The organism is Pedobacter endophyticus, from assembly GCF_015679185.1.
Lineage (GTDB): Bacteria > Bacteroidota > Bacteroidia > Sphingobacteriales > Sphingobacteriaceae > Pedobacter > Pedobacter endophyticus.
Window position 1 is genome coordinate 1,034,053 of record NZ_CP064939.1, and the last position, 18,365, is coordinate 1,052,417.

The following is an 18,365-nucleotide window of genomic DNA, read 5'->3' on the forward strand; positions in this document are numbered from 1 at the left end:
AATAGTATTTATCAACATATAAAACAAGCTTTAAATTGCATTAATTAAGCTTTTTCGATAACTTTTCAACAATGTTAAATTACTAATATTTTTAGTATTAGATTTGTAATTGATTTATGTTGCAGCAAAAAAAGGATATTGTAGAGGCGCTTCAAAAGCAGATACTGTTGCTACAAGGTGTTAAACCTTCTGGCGAGGGAGGATTGCAGGATATCGGTCTGCCCCAAATTTGTAATGCTTTCCCCAATGGCATATTCCCATCGGGAGCCATCCATGAATTTTTGGGCTGCAATATGGAAGATGCGGCGGCAAGCGGCGGCTTTATTACGGCATTGATGGCAACATTGATGAGAACAGGCACCAATTGCATTTGGATCAGCACTAAAAGAACCCTTTATCCAGCTTCGCTGAACGCGTTTGGCATATCTCCGGACAGGCTGTTGTTTATCGATCTAAAATCGGAAAAAGATGTGCTTTGGGCAACGGAAGAAGCCCTTAAATGCAGTTCAATAGCTGTGGTTGTTTCTGAGCTCGACGAAATCAGCTTTGCACAATCGAGGCGGCTACAATTGGTGGTAGAGAAAAGCAGGGTTACAGGATTTCTCATCAGGCGAAATGCAGAAAAACTCAGCAATACCATTTGCGTAGCAAGATGGAAGATTAGTCCGCTGCCAAGCAGGGAAATTGATGATTTACCCGGGCTCGGCTTTCCCAATTGGCAGGTGGCGCTGTTAAAAGTGAGAAATGGCCTGCCGGGAAGTTGGAATGTATCGTACTTAAACGGTGCGTTTTGTGAGGAAATTCCTCAGGCGGAAAAGCAGTTTATTGAAGAAAAAAGACGGGAGGCAATATGATGCAAAAAAGATATATGTCTATTTGGTTCTCTCATTTGTTAACAGATTGGATCTGCCTGAAAAGACCCCAACTTAAAGATAAGCCTGTTATTTTTTCAATTAAAGCAGGAAACAGGATCATAGTGAGTGCAGCAAGCAGGCAAGCGGAAGAACTCGGTATTAATGTCGGTATGCCATTGGCCGATGCAAGGGCTATCCTTCCCGAGCTTGAAGTGCTGGATGATAAACCCGGCAGAACGGCCAGATTACTAAAAGCTTTGGGTACGTGGTGCATCCGATATTCGCCAATTGTTGGAATCGATTTACCAGATGGCCTGATGCTGGAAATTACAGGTTGCACGCATCTTTGGGGCGGCGAAAAAAGTTACCTTAAAGAAGTGGTAAACAGGCTTCGGGGGGCTGGTTATCAGGTAAGGGCGGCCATTAGCGATACTGTAGCGACCAGTTGGGCCGTTGCGAGGTTCGGAAAGGTATCGCCAATTATTGCCCCGGGCAAACATATTGATGCTTTATTGCCACTTCCGTCTCCGGCATTAAGGTTAAGCGAACTGAATATACAAAAGCTGAGCAAGCTCGGCCTTTATCGCATCGGAAGTTTTATAAACATGCCTGCCTCGGTTTTGCGGCGACGCTTTGGTGAAGAAATGATCGAGCGTATAAGAAAGGCTATAGGCGATATGCCCGATCCTATTACGCCCATCATTTTGCCTGATCCATTTTCGGAGCGCCTACCGAGCATGGAGCCTATTAATACCAGGGTGGGTATCGAGATTGCAGTAGAAAAGCTAATGAACACGCTTTGTAAGCGGTTGCAAAGTGAAGGAAAGGGGTTGCGGCAAGCTACGCTGAGCTGTTATCGGGTTGACGGGAAAATAATCCGTGTACAAATTGGCACCAACCAGCCCAGTTCAAACGCAGTCCATTTATTAAAACTCTTTGGATTAAAAATTGGTGATATAGCGCCAAAAATGGGGATTGAGCTTTTTATTCTTGATGCGCAAAAGGTTGAAGATACGCAAGCCAGGCAGGAAGCTTTTTGGTTGCAGGCAGATAACGGCGGCAACCAGGAAATTGCCGAGCTTATAGACCGAATTTGCGGAAAGGTTGGCGAAAATACCATTCACCGTTACCTGCCGCAGCAACATTACTGGCCTGAGCGGGCTATTATGGCCGTTACCTCGCTTACCTTAAAGCCCGAAATTCCGTGGCGAAGCGATAAGCCCCGCCCTGTTCAGTTGTTGGGTAAACCTGAAGAAATTGAGGTAACAGCGCCAATACCTGATTATCCGCCAATGGTGTTTAGGTACCGCGGTAAGATCCATCAAGTAAAAAAGGCCGACGGGCCCGAACGTATAGAAAGAGAATGGTGGCTTGATGCTGGCGAGCACCGCGATTATTACAGTGTTGAAGATGAGCTTGGCAAGAGGTACTGGCTTTTCCGCTCGGGGCATTATTCTGGCGATAAGCCTTCGAAATGGTACTTGCATGGCTTTTTTGCGTAATAAATTAAGTTATTTTTAGTAAAAAAGGGAGTTGGGATGACGTGATAGTTACACAAAATATTAATATATCGCATGTCCAGATATTTCGGGAAGAATCACGAGGCGATGAACGTATAGCGAAAACAGCCCACCTAATGAGAGAGTGTAGTATAAGTTTACGAACATATAGACACATAGAAAACATAGTTTATATATGGCTAAGCTATGTGACCTATGTGCCTATGTGGTCAATTTTATATAAAAAAGGAATTGGGATTACATTTATCTATTCTTGCCGTCTTTCCCGCGCAGGCGGGAATCTTAAAGCCTTTCTTTCGCTTTAGTATCCCTCCCGAAGTTTCGGGAAGGATGACGACCGTTCGTAGTTGGTATTCCATCCATTTGGTTAACCGCCTCGTCACCTTGTCCCGTACGTACGGGAGTAGGGCTTTTTAGCATGAAACATGCTGATCCCGAAGCTTCGGGACAGCATGACAACCGTTCATATGTAACACTATAAAACAGACAGTTATACAAAAACATTAATAGTAATATATCGCATGTCCAGATATTTCTGGAAGAATAACCAGCGATGAATCGCAGAACGCCAACAGCCCACCTCAAGAGAGAGGGTTTTGTATAAGTTTACGACCACATAGGCACATAGAAAACATAGTTTTTTTTATATGCTTAGCTATGTGACCTATGTTTCTATGTGGTCAATTTTATGCTTACATATAGAAATACCGTTTTCGACAACATAGGCACATAGAAAACATAATTTTTTTATGCTAAGCTATGTGACTAATACCGTTTTCGACAATATAGGCACATAGAAAACATAGTTTTTTTTTATATGCTAAGCTATGTGACCTATGTTTCTATGTGGTCAATTTTATGCTTACCTATAGAAATACCGTTTACGACCACATAGGCACATAGAAAACATAGTTTTTTTTTATATGCTAAGCTATGTGACCTATGTTTCTATGTGGTCAATTTTATGCTTACATATAGAAATGCCGTTTTCGACAACATAGGCACATAGAAAACATAGTTTTTTTTTATATGCTAAGCTATGTGACCTATGTTTCTATGTGGTCAATTTTATGCTTACATATAGAAATACCGTTTTCGACAACATAGGCACATAGAAAACATAGTTTTTTTTTATATGCTAAGCTATGTGACCTATGTTTCTATGTGGTCAATATTATATGAATAGGAAGGAATTTAAAATATGAACTACAGCGAACTTCAGGTTACCAGTAACTTCAGCTTTTTAAGGGGCGCATCGCACCCTGAAGAATTGGTTGAACAGGCCGCTATTTTTGGATATGAAGCCATAGCCATTACCGATAGAAATACGCTTGCAGGCATTGTACGTGCGCATGTTGCGGCAAAACAGCATCACATAAAACTAATTCCCGCCTGTAGGCTCGATCTCCTTGATGGGCCCTCGCTCCTCGCCTTTCCTACCAACGAAGCGGCTTACGGGCGACTTTCGGCATTGCTGAGCGTGGGCAATATCCGGGCCGAAAAAGGCAGTTGCCACCTTTATCAGCACGATGTTTTTGAGCACAGCAAGGGCATTAAGTTTATTGCAATCCCGCCTGAATCGTTAAATAACCTATTCGATTTTGATGAAAGCTTCCGTTTGCAACTTAAAAACTACAAACAAGCGCTGGGCGATAATCTTTTTTTGGCCGCAAGCAGGGGTTATAGTGGAGACGATCATAAAAGACTTCACCGTATTGATAAACTTTGCTCAACACTTGGAATCCCCATGGTGGCCACCAATGATGTTCATTACCACCACCCGAAGAGAAGAGAACTACAGGATGTGCTCACCTGCACACGAGAAAAATGCACCATACATGATGCAGGTTTCCGCCTGCACCAAAATGCAGAAAGGCACCTGAAACCTGTTACCGAAATGGTGAGGCTTTTTCGTAAATATCCTGAGGCCATCCACAATTTAGCAACCATTACCAATGCATGCAATTTTTCGCTCGATAGCCTTAAATATGTCTATCCTGAAGAAATTACCAGTGAAGGACGCACGCCACAACAAGAGCTTGTTTACTTAAGCTGGAAAGGCGCAAGGGAAATGTTTGGTGAAGAAATTCCAGAAAAAATCATTAATAATATCAATTATGAGCTGGCATTTATGGAGGAAATGAATTATGCCTCTTACTTCCTTACGGTTTACGATATTGTAAAATTTGCCCGAGCGAAGGGTATTCTATGCCAGGGACGAGGTTCTGCAGCAAATTCGACAGTTTGTTATTGTTTGGGCATCACTTCGGTTAACCCAACAAAGTTCGACCTGCTTTTTGAGCGGTTTATCTCGTCAGCAAGAAATGAGCCGCCAGATATTGACGTAGATTTTGAGCACGAGCGGCGTGAAGAAGTGATTCAATACATTTATGAAAAATATGGCAGAGACCGGGCGGCTATTGTGGCCACAGTAACGCAACAACATCAAAAAGGAGCCATTCGTGATGTTGGAAAAGCCATGGGCCTATCGGTTGATACGGTAAACAAACTTTCGGGCGCCATTTGGGAGTTTACGGATGAGTGGTTTGAGGAAGCACGCATTATTGAAGCTGGCCTTAACCCAAAAGACCCCATGCTGAAAAAAGTTTTACAGCTTACTTCGCAAATGATGGGCTTTCCGCGGCAGCTTGGACAGCATACCGGCGGCTTTGTAATTACCCAAGGAAAACTGACTGACCTATGCCCTATTTTAAATGCCCGTATGGCCGACCGTACGAATATTGAATGGAACAAAGATGATATTGATGCGCTTGGTTTTTTAAAAATTGATGTGCTCGCCCTTGGCATGCTAACCTGCATCAGAAAGGCATTCGATTTGGCCAAACAGCATTACAACCTTGATTTAACTTTAGCCAAAATTAATAAAAGAGACGACCCGAAGGTGTACGAAATGATTAGCCATGCCGATACCATTGGGGTATTTCAAATTGAAAGCCGAGCACAACAATCGATGCTTCCGAGGCTTCGGCCGAAATGTTTTTACGATTTGGTTATCGAGGTGGCCATTGTTCGTCCGGGGCCCATACAAGGCGATATGGTACATCCATATTTAAGGAGGCGGAATGGTGAGGAGCCAATAGAATATCCCTCAAAAGAACTCGAGGAAATTCTTAGCAGAACGCTTGGTGTACCGCTTTTTCAAGAACAGGCTATGAAAATTGCAATTGTTGCGGCGGGTTTTACGCCAACAGAGGCCGATGAGCTGAGACGCAGCATGGCTACTTTTAAATTTAAGGGCCTTGTAAACAAGTTTGAAGAAAAACTGGTTAATGGCATGCTCGAGCGGGGCTATACACGAGAGTTTGCTGAAAGAATATTTAAGCAGCTGGAAGGATTCGGCAGCTATGGCTTTCCCGAAAGTCATGCTGCAAGCTTTGCCCTGCTGGTTTACGTTTCGTGCTGGCTTAAATGTTATTATCCAGATGTATTTGCTACCGCACTTTTAAACAGCATGCCCATGGGTTTTTATCAGCCTGCGCAAATTGTTATCGATGCGAGGAACCATGGCGTTACCGTGCGGGAGATTGATATTAATTATTCTTTTTGGGATAATACCCTTGAAGAAAAAACAGAGAAGTTTCATGTCATGCGCCTTGGTTTCAGGCAGATTAAGGGCATACGTATGGAAGAAATTGTAATGCTTGAAAAAGGACGGGGAAAGGGTTACCAAACGATTCATCAATTAATGGACGCAGGGGTTTCTATAGCTACGCTCGAAAGGTTGGCCGATGCCGATGCTTTCCGGTCTATTGGAATGGATAGAAGAAAGGCACTTTGGGAAGTTTCGGCGCTTGCCGATCGACCGATTGCGCTTTTTAAAGATCAGCCGTCGCAAGGCACTTATGAAACACAGATCGAACTTCCGTTGATGAGCAACTCAGCGCATGTTGTTCAGGATTACGCCACCACTGCCCTATCCATTAAAGCGCATCCAGTAAGTTTTATCAGAGAAAAACTGAGTCTTTTAAGGATCTTATCTACAAAAGAAACTTCTGAAGCTCATGATGGAAGATTGGTAAAGGTAGCAGGACTGGTTTTGGTACGCCAAAGGCCGGGCACAGCGGGTGGAGTGTGTTTTATCACTATTGAAGATGAAACCGGAGTGGCTAACCTTGTGGTATTTCAGCAACTTTTTGATAAATACCGAAAGGAGATTTTGGGCTCGAGGCTTTTAATGGTTGAGGGAAAGCTGCAACGTGAGGGCGAAGTTGTACACGTAATTGTTAAAAAATGCTTCGACATGACCAAAATGCTTGGCGAATTGACTGAAAACCGCGACTACGATCTCCCGTTACTCACCCTTTCGCGGGCCGATGAGCGTGCGCCGTTTCCGGCAGAAAATAAGCGGACAACTGTAAGGGAGAATGTAGAGAAGGAAATATTTCCGGCAGCACGAAATTTCAGGTAGGAGTTTTTGAAATCATATCGCTTGTCATGCTGAGTTTTAATTTTTTTTAAAAAATCAATATCGCATGACGTGAAAAACAACCACTCTCCCAAAGGGATGCCTTTGGCACTTGCCTCCCGAAGAAATCGTGAGGAGTTGGGCAGTGTGCGATCTTTGATGGTTTTAGAGTCCCAAGGGTAACGACAAAGATCTCTCGGTTGCACTCGAGATGACGGCCGCTATTAAATCACCCAAATTATCGTTGAAAAACAAATCTCAAAATGACGCATTAAAAACATTAAACAAAAAAGGAAGTAAGTGCAAAGCATCTTACCTCCCATCTATAATCGCATCTGCTGAGGCCAATACAAAATTGTTGTTATTCGGTACTTACGTTTGCCTGAGACATGGCTATCTCAGTGAGCTTTCCATCGGTTTGCTTTTCTTCTTCGAGCGTTTGGCTCAACAGGTCTGCTGCTTCCTGGTGTTCCATTAATTTGGCCCAGGTAACCAGACAGCCGTAGCTGGCAATTTCATAATGCTCTATCTTTTGTGCCGCTGCAACCAGTGCTGCATCCAGCACTTTTCCGGGCTCAAAGCTGTCCATAATTTCTTCTCCCTCGGCCAACAGGCCTTCCATTGCCTTGCATTTTTTCGATCGAAAAGACAAGCCGATTGATGAGAATGCCTCTTTTAAGCGATTGATATGCTCTTCGCTCTGCGAATAATGCTCCTGAAATGCACTTTTTAGCTCCTCGCCAGAAGCCGAATCTGCCATTTTTTTCAGTCCCTTTAATAATTGTCTTTCCGCACCTAGCACATCACGCAGCTCGTCGGTAAACAGCTCGTGCAGGTGCGAATTTGGCATATCCTGTAAATTGTTTTTTGTTGATGTTTCGATAGTAATAATGATTGTGTTTATTGCTTAAATGGTTACTTTTTTACCGAAAATGTGAGCACCGTATGCAAATCAAATTATAATCCGTTGATCTGCCTGTCGGTTGCCTGCGCATGCTGATCTGTTTCCGTTGTTTGCTCGTCGTTATTTAAAGAATCGGCCAGATCAGCTGTTATTGAGGTGCCTGCATCGTTGCCTGAATTGCCAATTGACTGCTCTGGCTGCACGCCAAACTTGTCTTGATCGATAGTTCGTTTCGACGAATCGGTTACATCGCTCGTTGTTGTAGCAAAATTCGATACCGCATCAATCTGTGCAGCATCGGCTTCATGCTGGCTTACAGTGGCATCGTTCTCCCTACCATGGCCAGCTGTTGAAGAATCGGCAGCGTTTTGATTGTTATCTTTTTCAATGTTCTCATTTTCCATATCGCTTCATTTTTTATCTATGTATTCACAAATGATGTGATCTTTAGCGTAAGCAGCGCTTATTTAAACAACCGCAACGAGCGCTTAAAAGTTTATGTGACAAATACCTGAATAAAAAATATAACTACTGAATAGCAACTGCGCCGGAGATAATGGGGGAATGCGGCGGCTTAATGCCACTGGCTGCTCACTGAATTTCTATGGTTTCTTATAATAGCATAACCCAGCCCTGCCAACAATATGGAAAGCCCCACAAATATCGCGTTGACCGAAAAGTGATTTGGGGTGTATTCGTACACGTTATGGAGTTTTAAAAGATGATGATCGATAATTCCTTCAACGATATTGAACAATGCCCAACCCATTAAAAGGCCACCAACAAGTAATTTCCCCGATCGGTCGATATCTTTCCGAAAAAGCAACTTCCAAAGCAGCACAATTCCTATAAATACTACAATGAGGCAAAACAAATGAAAAATACCATCCCAAAACATGTTTATGCTCTTACCCACATAATTGGTTGCGGGTATTTTAGCTGAAAGCATTTCGTGCCACTGCAAAATCTGATGGAGCACAATACCATCTATAAATCCACCGAGGCCGATACCCAATACCATTGACGCGGTTACCAGAGGCGCCGGTGAAAGCTGTGAATGGCCTTTTTGTTGGCGCAAAAGATGCCTCGAATGGCTCGCCCTCGATAGTATTAACACCATTACAGCCAGCACTACAAAAGCGGAGAGCATGGTTATTAAATTAGGATAAAACATGCTGTTGTAAATTCCGGTGCGGATTTCGTTATTGCACGAAATACAGGCCCTGATGGCGAACGAGGGAACCGGACTTAAGCAAAGGATGGCGAAAGTTAAGTGCTGTAACTTCATGGGTTTATTAATATTTACCTTTATTACTGGTTTTATGCTTCTACCGGGTTAGTTATAAGCAGATTTTCATTCCATCATATAGCGATCTAATTTCCAACAGGTGACGTTTCTCGAGCATCTCATCCCCAGCATGTGTTAAGAAAAGTTTTTTGCAGCTAAGTTCGCTTAAATGCGATTCTAACTCCAAGTAACTGAGATGCCCATCTACCTGCGTGCTATAAAAATTACATTCACAAATGAAAACATCGGCCATGTTACTCAACGGAATAAGCGCATCTGTCCACGAGGTATCTCCCGAATAAGCGATAACCTTGCCCGATGTTTCTATGCGCAAACCATGCGGCAACGTTTCTTCAACATGCACAACCGGAAAACCGGTAACCGTAAAGCCACGTCTTTCAATCGCCTCGTTTGGCGCATATTCAATAAAGCTGATGTTTAGTTTCTCTAAGATGGGGCTTCCGGGGTACAGTAACTCAAGCAAACTAATTAAACGTTGCTTTGCTCCGGGTGGAGATATGATATCGATATTTTTCTTTGTCTCGCTCAGCGAAGCTTCGAGCAGCAAAAAGGGTATACCTCCATAATGGTCGCCGTGAAAATGGCTAATGATGATGGCGTCAATTTCATCGGTGTTTATTCCGTATTTTTTTAAGCCGGGCAAAGTGCTCGCACCACAGTCGATCAGGAATTGGGCGTTACCAGTGTTAACATGGAAACAGGTATTCAGTCTGCCGCCACTTCCGAAGGCGTCTCCACTGCCAATTACCGTGATTTTTACTGTGCTTGTTTCCATGCTGTTATGATGATTATTAGTTTGAGCTTGTGCCCGAAACGTTCAGTAAGTTTTTTACTTGCGGGGCTGGTGCTTCAACAACATTCGAAACTTAATTGCGGTTTTCTACTTCTTTACTTCGCGTACAATTTTGGTTACATGTGTTTTATACGGATGAAATAAAATGGGTTGACTGAATATGCCATTCCGCTCCGCTACAGTCGAAAAGATGACCAAAATTAAAATCTGTCATTGGTAGAGGTTAGTTTTTGAAAAAGCAAAGGAATTGTGATGAGTGCTTTTGATGCTGTCATTCTGAATTTTAATTTTCAGGAGAAATCAATTTGAATGACGTGTGGAATTTGCTCGTTCGCTATCGGCGCCATGCGTCCCCCTTCGAAGGGGGCAGTGCCAAAGGCATCCCTTTGGGAGGGGATGATTTCCAAAAAAGATCCTCTCCCGACAATGGTACTGCTATTTTTTCGTTACTGCAACCCTCTCCAAACAGGTACAGTGCGACAGTTGTTAAACCCAAAGTAATGAAACGTCAATGGTAGCGCAATGCGTGTCCCGATGCTTCGGGGAAGGATCCCTAAGCGATGAAATACAAAATGCCAACTGCTCACTGCCTAAAAAAGGGCGGGTGTGGGGCAAGGACAGTGAGATTTAGGTTACGGATGCTTCGTTCCTCAGCATGACAAAGCGTTTGGGATACTTCGGCGCTCCAAAATGCGAAGCATTCTTAAGCACAATAGAAAACAAAATTAATGGCGAAACTACCATGCCCTCGTGGCGTCTCCTTGCCTGTTGCCTAGTAAACTACGGTGCAAACCCGGGCACTTCATGTAAAATTTCGGGTATTTACCACAAAAACCAGCGCATGGCGAAGCGGGTTCTATTTAAAAGATTTAGCTTATGAAAACAACAAAATCACTAATCATGGTAGTTGCTACCGTACTTTTTTTAAGTGCGTGCAAAAAAGACAGAAACGACAATCACGAAATGGACAATCAAATGTTTGTTACTCAGGCTTCGAGCAGTAACAACTTTGAGGTGCAGGCGGGTGCCATGGCGATGACTAAGGCACAAAGTGGAGATGTAAAGCATTATGGCGAACACATGGTAAGCGATCATACTGCTGTGGGCAACGAAATGAAGCAGCTGTCGGCTGGCAAGGGCTGGACGGTTCCGACGACATTGCAACCGAAAGAACAGGCAAATTTAAACTTGTTGGCGGCCACCGATCAGGCCAATTTCGACAAGGAGTTTATGCGCATAATGGTTGCATCGCATCAGGATGCCGTATCGCTATTTTCTATGGCATCGGGAGCAACGGGGGTTTATGATGCAGACTTAAGAACATTTGCTGCAAGCAAACTGCCATCGCTAAACACCCATTTAGAGGAAGCGGTAAACCTTCAGGCGAAAATTAAGTAGCCAATTTTCTAGGCTTCAACATTCCTTACTAAAGCAATTTGAGGTTATTGCCTCAATGGAAATCAGCGAATAAATAATCAATTACACCAAATACCTACAATTATGAAAGACGAAGAAGAGAAAACACACACGCTAAAGGATGAACCGCTCGGTACGGAGGGTATAGAGAAGAACGAAAAGCCTGTATCGCTTGATGATAAACGACCGGCAGATCTTGAGATTCCTAAGGGCGATCATCCGGATACAGACACGAGCCGGGCGCCTGGAGATTGGGAAAATGAAACTCCGGAAGCGAGCGATGATTAAGGATTTAAAAAATCCATCAACAGAAAGATTAATGCCACCTCACTCACTAACAAAACAAAAAAACCATGTTCCATCATTCAAAAGATCTACAATTTAATGCCCGGGTATCTAAACCTGACCCAGCATTTGCCAACATTTTACTTGAGCAATTTGGCGGCGAAAATGGCGAGCTTGCAGCAGCAATGCAGTACTTTACGCAGGCATTTAATGCAAAAATGCCCTACCCGGATAAGTACGACATGCTTATGGATATCGCTACGGAAGAGTTTTCGCACCTTGAAATTGTGGGGGCAACTATTCAGATGCTGCTAAAGGGTGTAAACGGCGAACTTAAAAGAGCCGCGGATTCATCTGAAATTATGCAGGTGCTTGAGGGTAAGGCGGCTATGGAAGACATTATCCACAATGCGTTGACGGCAAACCCGCAGTTTCCGATTATTACAGGAGGTGGCCCTACGCTGAGAAACAGTCAGGGAATTCCGTGGTGCGCCTCGTATATTCATTCAAACGGCGATCTTACCGTTGATTTGAGAAGCAATCTGGCGTCTGAATCGAGAGCAAAACTGGTGTACGAACACCTGATGAAATTTACGACTGATCCGTATGTAAAAGATACGCTGTCGTTTTTGATGACGCGTGAGGTTGCACATTATAAAATGTTTGAGGCTGCACTCGAATCTATTCAGCCGAACTTCCCGCCAGGAATTTTACAATCAGACCCTCGGTTTACGCAGCAATACTTCAACCTTTCGGATACGGAAAGTGTTAGAGGTCCGTGGAACCAGGGTGAAATGCCTGATATGAACAAGGAGTGGGACTACATTGCTGACCCGTTAGCGCATGTAGCCGAAACTGAGGGGCTATCGAAGCAAAACGAGGAAAAAATGACCGAACTGGACGAAGCCAACAGCATGAGCACCCAATTGGGCGAAATTCGCTCTCAGGAGATAAAAAGTGCTGAACCGGAAGGCGTGGCGCAATGGAGCAACTACGCGGGTAAACGATTTCCGGAACAGGAATTTTAGCTAAGCTTATTGCCCGATGCAGCATTTGCAATCGGGAAATTTTTTTTTAAAACCTGAAACAGACACAAAACTCGGTTATGACAAAGAATAACCTCCCCTTTATTAAATATGGAAACTGAACCGAAAAGGAGTTTTGAGATCCCGAATGGGAAACTGATATTAATTGGAGGCGCCGAGAACAAATCGCCCGTTAAAAAAAGAAGTGATACCAATAAAAAAGTGCTGGCAGCGTTTGTTGAGCTTTGTGGAAAATCGCCCTCAATTGAGGTGATTACGACTGCTTCTAACGAAGATGTAGATGAAACGTATCGGGTTTACAAGGCGTGCTTTGAAGAACTTGGCGCCAAAAACGTTGGGCACATTCACCACGATAATCGGCCACCAGCCGAGGCCGACCTGAACGAGCGTATTACTAAGGCCAATGGGGTTTTCTTTAGCGGTGGAGACCAGCTAAAACTTACAGCGGTTTATGGCGGAACGGAGCTATTGTCTTTGATGAAAGAGCGGTATGTTTACAAGGGCTTGGTAGTTGGCGGCACAAGTGCGGGCGCAATGGCCATGTCGACACCGATGATTTTTGATGGCTCGGGAACGGATGAAATCGTGGCCGCCGGGGTTAAGGTAACAACTGGCTTTGAGTTTTTGAGGGATGTTTGCGTGGATACGCATTTTGTACATCGGGGCCGTTTTGTGCGGATGGCGCAGGTAATTGCCACCAACCCATCCTCAAGCGGCATTGGTATAGAGGAAGATACGGCGATTGTTATTACCGCGGGCATAAAGGCCAGGGTAATTGGCAGCGGCGTAGTGATTATATTGGATGGGGCCACGAGCCACGGCACAAATATCACATCGTTTGATGACGATAAAAAAATTACGATCAGAGATTTAAAGGTGTCCATCCTATCAATGGGAGAAGAATTTACCATTCCCTGCAGAAACCTCCCCCACCTTTAACCATCCGAAATTGGGCCGGCAAACCAGGTGTTAAAACCACCAAAAAAGGGTATTTAGCACATGGATTGGGTTTTCGATATTGTTTAGATTAGTCTCATTAAACCACTAAAAAATGAACTCAAAAATTGTAAGATCTGAACACTGTGTTATACCTATCTCTGCGAAGCGACAACTAAAGATTTTATTGGTAGAGGATGACGCCGCCTTATGCGAAATTTTAAAAAGTATTCTCGAAGATCGTGGCTACGCTTGTGTGGCATGCTCAGACGCGGCCGATTTTGGGCAACTATTTCGCTCGTTTCAACCCGATCTGATCCTGATTGATTATCTTTTACCTACCTCAAACGGTGGTGAACTGTGTTTAGGCATTAAAAAGAACGAGGCCGCGGCCAACATTCCCGTTGTGATGATGTCTTCGCTCCCAGCCTACATGTTACCGCTCAATTTCTATAATTGCGATGCCTTTATTCAAAAACCATTTTCAATTAAACAGTTGCTTAAACCTGTCAGTTCGCTTTTAAGTAGTTGCGGCAAAATAACAAGCGACCAGAAAAATAATCGCTCCTCGCGGTTGTCGAATTAAGACAACATGAAATAGGAAAAATTAGAGCCTAGTGAAGTAAGTTGGGTTCAATTAGCATTAATTTCAAGGCAAATAGGCTCGAGTTCAAGGCAAATAGACTCGAATTTGATGCAAATAGGCTCGAGTTCGAGGCAAATAGGCTCGAATTTGAGGATAATAAGTTCAAACTTGAAGATAATAACATCTATTTTAAAGATAATAACCTCAAACTTGAAGACAATAAGTTCAAACTTGAGGATAAACAACCTTGATAACACTGTCATCCTGGGAGTATCGAAGGATCCCCAAGCGATGAATCCGATAGCTATCGGATGCAAAACGCCAAATCCCCACCGGCAAAAGAGGGTGGAGTGGGTTGGCAGAGATAGTGAAAAGTGGGTTACAGATTCTTCGCTATGCTACCATTGACGTTTTATTACTTCGGGTTTAAAGTAGTGTCTCATTGTCCCTCTTTGGAGACCTGTTCCGACCTTATTCGGAAGGGTTGCACAACCGAAAAACACAGGAATCCATACAAAGGGAGAGGATTTTTTCGAAATCATCCCCTCCCAAAGGGATGCCTTTGGCACTGCCCCCTTCAAAGGAGGACGCATAGCGCAGATAGCGAACGAACAAATTCCAAACGTCACTCATATTGATTTTTTTTCCGAAAAATTAAAACTCAGAATGACAGCACCACCTTTCAGACAACCCTCCTGTAAAAAAATGAATTTTTACTAAACTTCGTTTAAATGGTTGGTGTTTTCTAATCATGGAGAACAAATTTTCTTTTGACCAACACGGCCTAAACGATTATATGTTTAGTACAGCAGCTTGCTTAATACCGCGTGCAATTAAACTTTCGACTAATGCAGCACGACACTACACTGTGCTGGGCTTAAGCTTACTGACTTATAACATCATCAGTGATCACCGCTTTGCGGCTAAACGGATTATCGAACAGAAAGCACACAAGTGCCTCGATTTACTCAACCTAGGCGTTCTAATGTCGATGGCCTTTTTGCCAGTGGTAAAAAACGATCGAAAAACCCTCCTTTTCCACGTTGGTTATGCAACGCTCGCGGCACTTCATATTCAACTTTCAAAATGGAAAAAAGAACGAACACAACTTGATCATCTATTTATTTAAAACCTAAAAAATCGAAACTATGTTAGCAATGAACTACCGCGGCCCTTATCGGGTGCGAATTGAAGAGCGGCCAATGCCCAGGATTTTACATCCCGAAGATGCTATTGTTCGCGTTACCAGAACCTGTATTTGCGGCTCAGACCTTCACCTCTATCATGGCATGGTGCCTGATACCCGCGTGGGGTCTACCTTTGGGCACGAATTTACCGGTATTGTAGAAGAAGTTGGCCCACTGGTTACCAACGTTAAGGTTGGCGACCAGGTGCTTGTTCCTTTTAATATTGCTTGTGGGAAGTGTAATTTCTGCAAACAGGGGCTTTATGGAAACTGCCACGAATCGAATACCATGGCAACAGCCGTAGGTGGGATATTCGGGTACTCGCACACGGCGGGCGGCTTTGATGGCGGTCAGGCAGAATACGTTCGCGTACCGTATGCCAATGTTGGCCCCACGGTAATTCCGGCGGATATGGACCCGGACGATGCCGTTTTATTAACCGACGTTGTTCCTACCGGATATCAGGCTGCAGAAATGGGCGGCATTAAAGAAGGCGACACGGTTATTGTGTTCGGGGCTGGCCCAATCGGGATTATGGCCGCGAGATGTGCCTGGTTTTTCGGGCCAGCGAGGGTAATCATTGTCGACCATATCGACTACCGCCTCGAGTTTGCAAAAAATTATTCCAAGTGCGAAGCCTACAATTTCAAATCGATGGGCGACCCGGTGCTGTTTTTGAAAAAGCTGACGGATTGGTACGGTGCAGATGTGTGTATCGATTGTGTGGGCTGCGAGGCGGAAGGAAATGCCCTGCAAACATTTACGGGTAAGGTTACCTTAATGCAGGCGGGAACAGCAACGGCATTGCAATGGGCGGTAAATTCGGTTAAAAAAGGTGGAATTGTTTCGGTAGTGGGCGTTTACGGGCCGCCGTTCAATTATGTTCCGATTGGCAATATACTTAACAAGGGCCTAACCTTGCGGGCAAATCAGGCTTCAGTAAAAAGATTGCTGCCTAAGTTGATCGACCACGTACAATCGGGCAGGTTAGACCCGAAAGGACTGATTACGCATAAGTTTCCGCTTGAGGAGATTTCGGATGCGTATCACGTCTTTTCATCTAAACTTGATGAATGTATTAAAACCGTATTAATTCCATCTACTAAAGCATAACCGACATGAACAACGAAAATTTTGATTACAAGAGCATTCCGGGTTGGGGAATGGATATCGATTCGGAGAACGAACCAACGTATCCGATGAAAACTTATACTGGCGACGACCATAAACGGAGCAACTACGAAAAATCGCCGCCTCAGCCGGTAAATATCGAGCTGCTAAAATCGACCGAAAGGCCGCAAAACAGCATGGTGTTTGGCACGTCTGTGCCCCCATCGGGCCTGAGCGGAATGATACGCAGATATGCCTTTAAGCACAGCGAAGACAGGTACCGCCATTGGATACCTTTAATTTTAGCCGACAGGGTGAACGCCTGGGAAGGAATTGTAGAAGACCTTAAGAGCGGTATTGTACCGAACATTTTTGCCGAGCGGGGATTAAAAGCTGAATTAAAATATAATCCGGCAGGATTGGCAAAAAAAGTGGTGGTAGGTTTAGTAGTGGGCGGGCTGCTGATAAAATACTTAACGAAAAAGAAGTAGCCAAATCAATTCTTTAGGATTGCAATATCAACTGTCGCGTTAAAAATTTAACGCGATAACGTTGAATTGTGCAAATAAACTACAGGAAAATGAAACAGAGCAGCGATAGCAAGAACGTTCCGATGACCTCTTTTTCGAGCGGCCACGGCAAGGAGGTTTTGCCCGATCTTTACTATTATACCAACCAGATTGTTAATGTTGTAATGATCGGCAAGCCGGATGGAGAATGGGTTTTGGTAGATTGTGGCTTGCCGGGCAGTGGCGATGAATTAATTGAGGTGGCGGAAAAGCGCTTCGGCAAAAACAGGCCGCCGGCAGCCATTTTACTTACGCATGGGCACTTTGACCACGTTGGCAGCATTGTAGCATTACTCGAGAAATGGGATGTTCCGGTTTATGCACACGAGCTGGAATTTCCTTATCTCACCAATAAACAAGCGTATCCTGAGCCCGATTCGACTGTAGAAGGCGGCTTACTCGCCAAAATGGCCGGTATTTACCCGCACGAGCCTATTGATATTACGGCCTCGTTGAAGCCGCTTCCAGCCGATGGAACGGTACCTGAACTGCCAGCCTGGAGGTGGATTCATGCGCCCGGCCACTCGCCGGGACAGGTGGTTTTCTTTAGAGAAGAAGATAAGACCCTGTTATCTGCGGATGCCTTCATAACGGTAAGGCAAGATTCGTTTTATAAAGTGTTAATCCAGAAAAAGGATGTAAATGGCCCGCCACGGTATTTTACAACAGACTGGAAAGCCGCCAAGGAAACGGTACAGAAACTTAGAGAGTTACAACCCGCACTTGTGATTTCTGGCCACGGCCAGGCGATGAAAGGTGCGCCGTTGCGTTTGGGACTCAAAAATCTGGCCGACAATTTTGATGAGGTGGCTGTTCCAGATCATGGTAAATTTGTTTAGCGAAGTAAAGGTTGTTAACAACAGAAGGGATTTTTGGTAAAAAATCCCTTTTGTTGTTATTCGTGAAATTTACGAGTTCCGATCGTGGCCTTCGGTTTTTACAATTTTATTGTAAATACCTAATAGTAAAAACGGAGCCGCCCACTGGCCTACAAACAGCGCATTGTGTCTGCGACCAAGGCATTTTAATGTCAATGATACGCCCATTGAGGCAAGCGAGGCCCAAAGAAAAATATCAGATGGTAGTTTTGCGGTTTGCTCTTCGATTGCGCTGGCAACTTTGCCCTCTTTGTGTTCCTGATTCTGTGTTTCCATAATTGTAATTCTAGTGATTCTTATCGTTTTTACTTTTCCTTTGGCCGAACCTGAACAAGTTATTGCTACCAGCCCACAGCACTCGGCCTATTTAAAGAACAACGGACTGACTACAAATGTTCTATCAATATTTGGAAAACGTATCTCAGAAATTAGATGAGTATAAATACTGGTAACCTCTCCCTCTCAACGTTTGGGTTAAAAGCAATGCCTTTGCTTCCCTTCCGACTTCTTCGGAAGGGACGTACAGACAGCGCAAAAACCACTGCC

17 protein-coding genes are annotated in these 18,365 nt (G+C 44.1%); 12 read left to right on the forward strand and 5 right to left on the reverse strand.

What is annotated here, in order from left to right:
* The first annotated feature begins 116 nt into the window (after positions 1-116).
* From IZT61_RS04105 to IZT61_RS04115, 3 genes are all read left to right on the forward strand, one after another.
* Positions 117-854: an ImuA family protein gene (locus IZT61_RS04105; RefSeq protein ID WP_196099929.1), complete on the forward strand. Its 738-nt coding sequence runs from the start codon at positions 117-119 to the stop codon at positions 852-854.
* Positions 851-2,356 (forward strand): Y-family DNA polymerase, encoded by a 1,506-nt coding sequence (locus IZT61_RS04110; RefSeq protein ID WP_317193179.1) that lies wholly within the window; start codon positions 851-853, stop codon positions 2,354-2,356. Before IZT61_RS04105 ends, IZT61_RS04110 begins: the two co-directional genes overlap by 4 nt.
* 1,219 nt (positions 2,357-3,575) lie before the next feature.
* Entirely contained in the window at positions 3,576-6,803 is a 3,228-nt protein-coding gene (locus tag IZT61_RS04115; RefSeq protein ID WP_196099930.1) for an error-prone DNA polymerase, read from the forward strand.
* Between the two features lie 358 nt (positions 6,804-7,161).
* Here IZT61_RS04115 and IZT61_RS04120 read toward each other — a convergent pair whose 3' ends face one another.
* The 4 genes from IZT61_RS04120 to IZT61_RS04135 form a co-directional block, all read right to left on the reverse strand.
* A complete protein-coding gene (locus IZT61_RS04120; protein WP_196099931.1) occupies positions 7,162-7,650 on the reverse strand; it encodes a YciE/YciF ferroxidase family protein in 489 nt (162 codons plus the stop codon).
* Positions 7,651-7,757: 107 nt separating this feature from the next.
* Entirely contained in the window at positions 7,758-8,108 is a 351-nt protein-coding gene (locus tag IZT61_RS04125) for a hypothetical protein (RefSeq protein WP_196099932.1), read from the reverse strand.
* 170 nt (positions 8,109-8,278) lie between these two features.
* Positions 8,279-8,992: a DUF2243 domain-containing protein gene (locus IZT61_RS04130; protein WP_230383841.1), complete on the reverse strand. Its 714-nt coding sequence runs from the start codon at positions 8,990-8,992 to the stop codon at positions 8,279-8,281.
* A 52-nt stretch (positions 8,993-9,044) separates the two neighbouring features.
* Positions 9,045-9,788 carry an MBL fold metallo-hydrolase gene (locus IZT61_RS04135; RefSeq protein WP_196099933.1) on the reverse strand — a complete coding sequence of 248 codons (744 nt, stop codon included), beginning with the start codon at positions 9,786-9,788 and terminating at the stop codon, positions 9,045-9,047.
* 894 nt (positions 9,789-10,682) lie between these two features.
* Here IZT61_RS04135 and IZT61_RS04140 point away from each other — a divergent pair.
* The 9 genes from IZT61_RS04140 (at position 10,683) to IZT61_RS04180 (ending at position 17,780) form a co-directional block, all read left to right on the forward strand.
* Complete coding sequence (locus tag IZT61_RS04140; RefSeq protein ID WP_196099934.1) at positions 10,683-11,204, forward strand: DUF4142 domain-containing protein; 522 nt, start codon at positions 10,683-10,685, stop codon at positions 11,202-11,204.
* Between the two features lie 102 nt (positions 11,205-11,306).
* The gene (locus IZT61_RS04145) at positions 11,307-11,510 is read left to right on the forward strand and encodes a hypothetical protein (protein ID WP_196099935.1); all 204 of its coding nucleotides are present in this window, start codon (positions 11,307-11,309) and stop codon (positions 11,508-11,510) included.
* A gap of 65 nt (positions 11,511-11,575) precedes the next feature.
* Positions 11,576-12,535 (forward strand): manganese catalase family protein, encoded by a 960-nt coding sequence (locus tag IZT61_RS04150; RefSeq protein ID WP_196099936.1) that lies wholly within the window; start codon positions 11,576-11,578, stop codon positions 12,533-12,535.
* Positions 12,536-12,643: 108 nt separating this feature from the next.
* A complete protein-coding gene (locus IZT61_RS04155) occupies positions 12,644-13,492 on the forward strand; it encodes a cyanophycinase (RefSeq protein WP_196099937.1) in 849 nt (282 codons plus the stop codon).
* 112 nt (positions 13,493-13,604) lie between these two features.
* Positions 13,605-14,075, forward strand: coding sequence for a response regulator (locus IZT61_RS04160; protein WP_196099938.1), 471 nt, complete (start codon positions 13,605-13,607; stop codon positions 14,073-14,075).
* A 751-nt stretch (positions 14,076-14,826) separates the two neighbouring features.
* Entirely contained in the window at positions 14,827-15,204 is a 378-nt protein-coding gene (locus tag IZT61_RS04165; protein WP_196099939.1) for a hypothetical protein, read from the forward strand.
* A 19-nt stretch (positions 15,205-15,223) separates the two neighbouring features.
* The gene (locus tag IZT61_RS04170) at positions 15,224-16,375 is read left to right on the forward strand and encodes a zinc-dependent alcohol dehydrogenase (RefSeq protein ID WP_196099940.1); all 1,152 of its coding nucleotides are present in this window, start codon (positions 15,224-15,226) and stop codon (positions 16,373-16,375) included.
* Positions 16,376-16,380: 5 nt separating this feature from the next.
* Positions 16,381-16,863 (forward strand): hypothetical protein, encoded by a 483-nt coding sequence (locus IZT61_RS04175; RefSeq protein ID WP_196099941.1) that lies wholly within the window; start codon positions 16,381-16,383, stop codon positions 16,861-16,863.
* Between the two features lie 89 nt (positions 16,864-16,952).
* A complete protein-coding gene (locus IZT61_RS04180) occupies positions 16,953-17,780 on the forward strand; it encodes an MBL fold metallo-hydrolase (RefSeq protein WP_230383842.1) in 828 nt (275 codons plus the stop codon).
* A gap of 69 nt (positions 17,781-17,849) precedes the next feature.
* On the opposite strand, the gene IZT61_RS04185 is transcribed toward IZT61_RS04180, so the two are convergent.
* Positions 17,850-18,095 (reverse strand): hypothetical protein, encoded by a 246-nt coding sequence (locus IZT61_RS04185; RefSeq protein ID WP_196099942.1) that lies wholly within the window; start codon positions 18,093-18,095, stop codon positions 17,850-17,852.
* Positions 18,096-18,365 lie beyond the last annotated feature (270 nt).

Coding starts and splice junctions, on each gene's coding strand:
- IZT61_RS04105 (WP_196099929.1), top strand. CDS start 117: ATGTTGCAGCAAAAAAAGGATATTGTAGAGGCGCTTCAAAAGCAGATA.
- IZT61_RS04110 (WP_317193179.1), top strand. CDS start 851: ATGATGCAAAAAAGATATATGTCTATTTGGTTCTCTCATTTGTTAACA.
- IZT61_RS04115 (WP_196099930.1), top strand. CDS start 3,576: ATGAACTACAGCGAACTTCAGGTTACCAGTAACTTCAGCTTTTTAAGG.
- IZT61_RS04120 (WP_196099931.1), bottom strand. CDS start 7,650: ATGCCAAATTCGCACCTGCACGAGCTGTTTACCGACGAGCTGCGTGAT.
- IZT61_RS04125 (WP_196099932.1), bottom strand. CDS start 8,108: ATGGAAAATGAGAACATTGAAAAAGATAACAATCAAAACGCTGCCGAT.
- IZT61_RS04130 (WP_230383841.1), bottom strand. CDS start 8,992: ATGAAGTTACAGCACTTAACTTTCGCCATCCTTTGCTTAAGTCCGGTT.
- IZT61_RS04135 (WP_196099933.1), bottom strand. CDS start 9,788: ATGGAAACAAGCACAGTAAAAATCACGGTAATTGGCAGTGGAGACGCC.
- IZT61_RS04140 (WP_196099934.1), top strand. CDS start 10,683: ATGAAAACAACAAAATCACTAATCATGGTAGTTGCTACCGTACTTTTT.
- IZT61_RS04145 (WP_196099935.1), top strand. CDS start 11,307: ATGAAAGACGAAGAAGAGAAAACACACACGCTAAAGGATGAACCGCTC.
- IZT61_RS04150 (WP_196099936.1), top strand. CDS start 11,576: ATGTTCCATCATTCAAAAGATCTACAATTTAATGCCCGGGTATCTAAA.
- IZT61_RS04155 (WP_196099937.1), top strand. CDS start 12,644: ATGGAAACTGAACCGAAAAGGAGTTTTGAGATCCCGAATGGGAAACTG.
- IZT61_RS04160 (WP_196099938.1), top strand. CDS start 13,605: ATGAACTCAAAAATTGTAAGATCTGAACACTGTGTTATACCTATCTCT.
- IZT61_RS04165 (WP_196099939.1), top strand. CDS start 14,827: ATGGAGAACAAATTTTCTTTTGACCAACACGGCCTAAACGATTATATG.
- IZT61_RS04170 (WP_196099940.1), top strand. CDS start 15,224: ATGTTAGCAATGAACTACCGCGGCCCTTATCGGGTGCGAATTGAAGAG.
- IZT61_RS04175 (WP_196099941.1), top strand. CDS start 16,381: ATGAACAACGAAAATTTTGATTACAAGAGCATTCCGGGTTGGGGAATG.
- IZT61_RS04180 (WP_230383842.1), top strand. CDS start 16,953: ATGAAACAGAGCAGCGATAGCAAGAACGTTCCGATGACCTCTTTTTCG.
- IZT61_RS04185 (WP_196099942.1), bottom strand. CDS start 18,095: ATGGAAACACAGAATCAGGAACACAAAGAGGGCAAAGTTGCCAGCGCA.